Source organism: Intrasporangium sp. (assembly GCF_032907665.1).
Taxonomy (GTDB): domain Bacteria; phylum Actinomycetota; class Actinomycetes; order Actinomycetales; family Dermatophilaceae; genus Intrasporangium.
In genome coordinates this window covers 1-6,408 of sequence record NZ_JAJJPG010000168.1, presented here as the reverse complement: position 1 = coordinate 6,408, position 6,408 = coordinate 1, and the positions used below count along the sequence as shown (strand labels likewise).

Below are 6,408 nucleotides of genomic sequence, written 5' to 3'. Positions count from 1 at the left end.
GCGACGTCGACCCCCCACGACTCGTCGAACATCCACTCGTTCTTCGGGTTGTTGACGCGCGCGACGGTGCGCGGCACACCGAACTCGGTCTTCGCGAGCAGGGACAGCACGAGGTTGGCCTTGTCGTCACCGGTCGCCGCGACGACGACGTCGGACTCCTCGAGGCGGGCCTCCTCGAGCGCGGTCAGCTCACAGGCGTCGGCGAGCAGCCAGGACGCCTCCGGCACGCGCGAGGCCTGGACGTCGTCGGCGTCCTTGTCGATGAGCAGGACCTGGTGGCCGTTGGCGAGCAGCTCACGGGCGATCGAGCGGCCGACGCTGCCTGCCCCTGCGATGACGACGCGCATCTTTCCTCCTCAGGTTCCGGGTCCCCCACCAACCTACGACGGCGGCCCACTGGTTGCGCGAACCTCGGGTGGACGCTCAGTGGACGAGGGGCGGCTGGTCGCAGAGGCGCTCCACCCGGGGCAGGTCCTCACGCAGGAGGGCCAGGTGGACGAGGTCCCCGTGCTGCACGACCATGTCGGGGCGCGCGAGCTCACCCTGACCGAGACGGGTCACGTAGGCGACGCGCGCGCCTGTCCTCTCCTCGACCTCGGCGAGGGGGTGGCCGACCCACTCCTGGGCCAACGGGACCTCGGCGATGACGACCCTGCCGCTCGGGTCGGTCAGCTCGGGCATGGCTCCTGACGGCAGCAGCCGCTGGATGATCTGGTCCGCAGTCCACTTCACGGTGGCGACGGTGGGAATCCCCAGGCGCTGGTAGACAGCGGCCCGCTGTGGGTCGTAGATGCGCGCCGCGACGTGCTCGACACCGAAGGTCTCACGGGCGACCCGTGCGGCGAGGATGTTGGAGTTGTCGCCACTGCTCACGGCCGCAAAGGCGTACGCGCCCTTGATGCCCGCCGTGATCAGCGTGTCCCGGTCGAAGCCGATGCCGGTGACGGTCTGGCCCTCGAACGAGGTGCCGAGCCGGCGGAACGCGGACGCGTCAGCGTCGATGATGGCAACGTCGTGGCCGTGGGAGCCGAGCATGCGGGCCAGTGTGGAGCCCACCCTGCCGCAGCCCATGATGACGAAGTGCACGATCGCGACGCTACACCCAGCCGCGCGCCCTGGTGCCCCTGACCACTCCGCCCGCGCAGCTGCACGCAGGGTCCCCGCGCGGCGGCATACAGTGTCGTCGTGCCAGGTACCGGTTCGCTCTGGAAGCGCGTGCTCGTCGGGCAGGCGATGCGCAGCGACAGGCTGGGGGAGACGCTGCTCCCCAAGCGCCTCGCGCTCCCCGTCTTCGCGAGCGACGCCCTGTCGTCGGTGGCATATGCGCCCGACGAGATCCTCCTCGTGCTCGGACTGGCGGGCGGTGCCTACGCGGCCTCGCACAGCTGGCAGGTGACGCTCGCCGTCATCGTCGTGATGGTCGTCATCGTCGCGTCCTACCGGCAGAACGTGCACGCCTACCCCTCGGGCGGCGGGGACTACGAGGTGGCCAACGTCAACCTCGGCCCACGGGCCGGCCTCACCGTCGCGAGTGCTCTCCTCGTCGACTACGTGGTCATGGTCGCGGTGTCCGTGTCGTCGGGTGTGCACAACGCCGCGACGGTGCTGCCCTTCGTGCGCGGCAACGAGGTGCTGTTGGGTGTCGGGGTCGTCGTGTTCCTCACGGCGATGAACCTCCGTGGGGTCCGCGAGTCGGGCAAGGCGTTCGCCCTGCCCACCTACCTGTTCATGCTCGGGATCCTCGGCATGGGTGTCGTCGGCATCATCCAGCACTACGCCGGCACGCTCGCTCCGGCGCGCAGCGCCGACCTGACGCTCCTGCCCGGGGGTGGGGTGGACGAGGTGACCGGCCTCGCCGCTGCCTTCCTCCTCCTGCGCGCCTTCTCGTCCGGCTGCGCCGCCCTCACGGGTGTCGAGGCGGTCTCCAACGGGGTTCCGGCCCTCCGGCGACCGAAGAGCCGCAACGCCGCCACGACGTTGCTGCTCATGGGCGTGCTGTCCGTGGCGATGCTGGCCTCCATCGTCAGCCTGAGCCAGTGGACCGGCGTCAAGATCGCCGAGGACCCGGCGACGCAGCTGGTGCGCGACGGCAACCCCGTCGGCGACGAGTACGTCCAGCACACGGCGATCGGCCAGGTCTCCGAGGCCGTCTTCGCCGACTTCCATGCCGGGGTCGTCTTCGTCTCGGTCGTCACGGTCCTCATCCTCTTCCTCGCCGCCAACACGGCCTTCAACGGCTTCCCCGTGCTGGGGTCGGTGCTCGCCAGGGACGGCTACCTGCCTCGCCAGCTGCACACTCGCGGTGACCGGCTCGCGTTCTCGAACGGCATCCTCATCCTCGCCGGCGCGGCGGCGCTGCTCGTGGTCGTCTTCGGTGCCAACGTCAACGCCCTGCTCCAGCTCTACATCGTCGGCGTCTTCGTCTCGTTCACCGTGAGCCAGACCGGCATGGTGCGACACTGGACGCGGCACCTGCGCCTCGAGCCGGATCGCGCGGCCCGCCGTCGGATGCAGCGCTCCCGGGCCATCAACGCGGTCGGCGCGACGCTGTCCGGCACTGTCCTGCTCATCGTCATCGTCACGAAGTTCCAGCACGGCGCGCAGTACGCCGTCCTCGCCATGGCGGCGCTGTTCCTTCTCATGCGGAGCATCCAGCGGCACTACCGGAGGGTGAGCCAGGAGCTCGCCATCGACTGGGACTCCGACAAGCCGGTGCTGCCCAGTCACGTCCACGCCATCGTGTGCATCGCCAAGATGCACAAGCCGACGATGCGCGCCCTGTCCTATGCCCGGGCGAGCCGGCCCTCGGTCCTCGAGGCAGTCACCGTGGACGTCGACCACGATGACACGCAGGCCCTCGTCGCCGAGTGGGAGAGGCGGCAGATCCCGGTCACGCTCAAGGTTCTCGCATCGCCCTACCGGCAGATCACCGGCCCGATCCTCGACTACGTCCGCTCCATCCGCAGTGGCAACCCCCGAGACGTCGTCACGGTGTACCTGCCGGAGTACGTCCTCGGCCGGTGGTGGGAGCAGGTTCTGCACAACCACAGCGCGCTGCGCCTCAAGGCCCGGCTCCTGTTCACCCCGGGAGTCATGGTGGTGAGCGTGCCGTGGCAGCTGGCCTCCTCGGAGGGCGCGGAGCGGGAGTGGATCGACCAGCCGCCCATCCCGGGCTCGGTCCGCGGCGGCGACGCGTGAGCGGTCGTCGCCCCCGGGAGCGCCCTGCGGGAGGCGAGGACCTCACGGGCGTCGAGTGGACCGTCGACGTCGTCGCGGTCGCCCACGGTGGTCACTGCATCGCCAGACACGAGGGCCAGGTCGTCTTCGTGCGGCACGCGCTGCCCGGCGAGCGCGTCGTGGCCCGGGTGACGGAGGGCAGGGTCGGCGATCGTTTCGTCCGGGCCGACGCCGTCGAGGTGGTCGAGGCCTCGACCCACCGGGTCGAGCCCCCGTGCCGCTACGCCGCCGAGCGAGTCTGCGGCGGCTGCGACTTCCAGCACGCCTCGCTGCCCCACCAGCGCGAGCTCAAGGGCGCGGTCGTGCGTGAGCAGTTCTCACGGCTCGCCGGACTCGAGGTCGACGTCGAGGTCCGCGCAGTGCCCGGAGACGTCGATGGTCTGCGGTGGCGCACGCGGGTCGAGTTCGCCGTGGACCGCTCAGGGCGGGCCGGGCTCCGCGGCCATCGCTCCCGGCGCATCGTCCCGGTCGACGACTGCCTCATCGCCACCGAGGCGGTGGTCGCGTCCGGCGTCCTCGACACGACCTGGCAGGACTGCACCGCCGTCGACGTCATCGACGCCGCGCACCCGGACGAGCCGGTCCTCGTCCCCCTGCCCCACGCTGCCGAGGGAGGCGGGGTCGTCGGTGAGCGGGCCAGCGACGGCTCGTGGGTGGGGGAGTACGTCGTCGCCGCGCGAGGGTTCTGGCAGGTGCACCCGGGCGCCGCCTCGACCTTCCTCTCGCGTGTCGTCGCACTCCTCGAGCCCACTGCCGGCGACCGCGTGATCGACCTCTACGCCGGGGCGGGCCTGTTCACGATGCGCCTCGGCGAGCTCGTCCTGCCAGGCGGCTTCGTCCTGGGGGTGGAGGGCGACACCCGCGCCGTCTCGAACGGCAGGCTCAACACCGAGGACCTCGACGACGTCGAGTGGCGAGCGAACCGCGTCGACCGCGAGCTCGCGTCCCTCGTCGCCCAGGGGGTCACGGCGGACCTCGTCGTCCTCGACCCGCCGCGCACCGGCGCGGGCCGGGACGTCATCGGGCATCTCGCCGACCTGGGGCCCCGCCGCGTCGTCTACGTGGCCTGCGACCCGGCCGCGCTGGCGCGAGACGTCAGGTCCGCCCTCGACTGCGGATTCCGGTTGGCCCACCTCGAGGCGTGGGACGCCTTCCCGATGACTCACCACGTCGAGTGCATCGCGGTGCTGGAGCAGTCCGGCTGAGCGTGTCAGTCGGTCCCGGGGTGAGGCCCGCGGCAGCGGGAGGGTACGGGCACGGGGAAGCAAGCCCAGCGGCATACGCCTCGGAGGGTCGGATCCGGCCACGGACCCGGGCTGACAACAGCGGGGGCGTATGGTTAGATATCTTGATATCAAGATAAATCAAGCGCGACATCCAACAGAGTTGCTGGAAGGAGCCCACTGTGGGCAGTGTTGACAGCTTCAATGCCAAGGGGACCCTCGAGGTCGGCGGCCAGTCATACGACATCTACCGGTTGGCGCAGGTCGAGGGGCACGAGACCCTCCCATACAGCCTCAAGGTCCTTCTCGAGAACCTCCTGCGCACGGAGGACGGCGCCAACATCACCGCTGACCACATCCGCGCGCTCGGTGGCTGGGACGCGGAGGCCGAGCCCAGCACGGAGATCCAGTTCACCCCGGCACGCGTCATCATGCAGGACTTCACCGGTGTGCCCTGCGTCGTCGACCTCGCGACGATGCGTGAGGCCGTCGCAGACCTCGGCGGCGACCCCGCGAAGATCAACCCGCTCGCTCCGGCCGAGCTCGTCATCGACCACTCCGTGATCATCGACGTCTTCGGCCGTCCGGACGCCTTCGAGCGGAACGTCGAGATCGAGTACGAGCGCAACCGGGAGCGCTACCAGTTCCTGCGGTGGGGCCAGACCGCGTTCGACGACTTCAAGGTCGTCCCGCCGGGCACCGGCATCGTCCACCAGGTCAACATCGAGCACCTCGCCCGCACCGTGATGGTCCGCGAGATCGATGGTCAGCGGGTCGCCTACCCCGACACGTGCGTCGGGACCGACTCGCACACGACGATGGTCAACGGCCTCGGCGTCCTCGGCTGGGGCGTCGGCGGCATCGAGGCCGAGGCGGCCATGCTCGGCCAGCCCGTCTCGATGCTCATCCCGCGCGTCGTCGGTTTCAAGCTCTCCGGATCCATCCCGAGCGGCGCGACGGCCACCGACGTCGTCCTGACGATCACCGAGATGCTCCGCGAGCACGGCGTCGTGGGCAAGTTCGTCGAGTTCTACGGCGAGGGCGTTGCCCAGGTGCCGCTCGCGAACCGCGCGACGATCGGCAACATGAGCCCGGAGTTCGGGTCCACGTGCGCGATCTTCCCGATCGACGAGGTCACGCTCGAGTACCTGCGCCTCACCGGTCGCTCCGACGACCAGGTCGCCCTCGTCGAGGCCTACGCCAAGGAGCAGGGCCTGTGGCTCAAGGCCGGACCGGGCCAGCCCGAGGCGCGCTACAGCGAGTACCTCGAGCTCGACCTGTCGACCGTCGTCCCGTCCATCGCCGGGCCGAAACGCCCGCAGGACCGGATCGCCCTGACCGACGCCAAGGAGGCCTTCCGCAGGGTGCTCCCGACCTATGTCGCCCATCATGAGGGCGACCCCGGCGCCGCCGCGAGCTTCCCTGCGAGCGACCCCACCGCTCCGGTCAACGCCCACGAGGTGCCGGGGCAGAACGGCGGCGACAAGCCCGCCGAGGAGGGCAACGGTGTCACGCGACCGAGCCGCCGCGTCCCCGTGAGGATGGCCGACGGCCGCGAGTTCCAGATCGACCACGGCGTCGTGGCGATCGCGTCGATCACCAGCTGCACCAACACGTCCAACCCGTCGGTGATGATGGCGGCGGCGATGTTGGCCAAGAACGCCGTCGACAAGGGCCTCACGGTCGCTCCATGGGTCAAGACCTCGATGGCCCCGGGCTCCAAGGTTGTCTCCGACTACTACGAGAAGGCCGGCATGTGGCCCTATCTCGAGAAGCTCGGGTTCCACCTCGTCGGCTACGGCTGCACGACGTGCATCGGCAACTCGGGGCCGATCATCGACGAGATCTCCCAGGCCGTCAACGAGCACGACCTCGCCGTCGTCTCCGTCCTCTCCGGCAACCGCAACTTCGAGGGCCGGATCAACCCCGACGTCAAGATGAACTACCT

5 protein-coding genes are annotated in these 6,408 nt (G+C 70.0%); 3 read left to right on the top strand and 2 right to left on the bottom strand.

From position 1 onward, the window contains the following. Together LOY02_RS17150 and LOY02_RS17145 are read right to left on the bottom strand one after the other, a co-directional pair. Positions 1 to 347, bottom strand: a 347-nt coding sequence (locus tag LOY02_RS17150) for a TrkA family potassium uptake protein (protein WP_317183585.1), incomplete at its 3' end; no start/stop codon positions are given. 76 nt (positions 348 to 423) lie between these two features. Continuing rightward, on the bottom strand, positions 424 to 1,086 hold the full coding sequence (locus LOY02_RS17145) for a TrkA family potassium uptake protein (RefSeq protein ID WP_317183584.1): 663 nt from the start codon (positions 1,084 to 1,086) through the stop codon (positions 424 to 426). A 147-nt stretch (positions 1,087 to 1,233) separates the two neighbouring features. On the opposite strand from LOY02_RS17145, the gene LOY02_RS17140 reads away from it, so the two are divergent. From LOY02_RS17140 to acnA, 3 genes are all read left to right on the top strand, one after another. Then, positions 1,234 to 3,198, top strand: coding sequence for an APC family permease (locus tag LOY02_RS17140; protein ID WP_317183586.1), 1,965 nt, complete (start codon positions 1,234 to 1,236; stop codon positions 3,196 to 3,198). Then, a complete protein-coding gene (locus LOY02_RS17135; protein ID WP_317183583.1) occupies positions 3,195 to 4,442 on the top strand; it encodes a class I SAM-dependent RNA methyltransferase in 1,248 nt (415 codons plus the stop codon). Before LOY02_RS17140 ends, LOY02_RS17135 begins: the two co-directional genes overlap by 4 nt. A 200-nt stretch (positions 4,443 to 4,642) precedes the next feature. After that, a partial coding sequence (gene acnA, locus LOY02_RS17130) for an aconitate hydratase AcnA (protein WP_317183582.1) occupies positions 4,643 to 6,408 on the top strand: 1,766 nt, incomplete at its 3' end.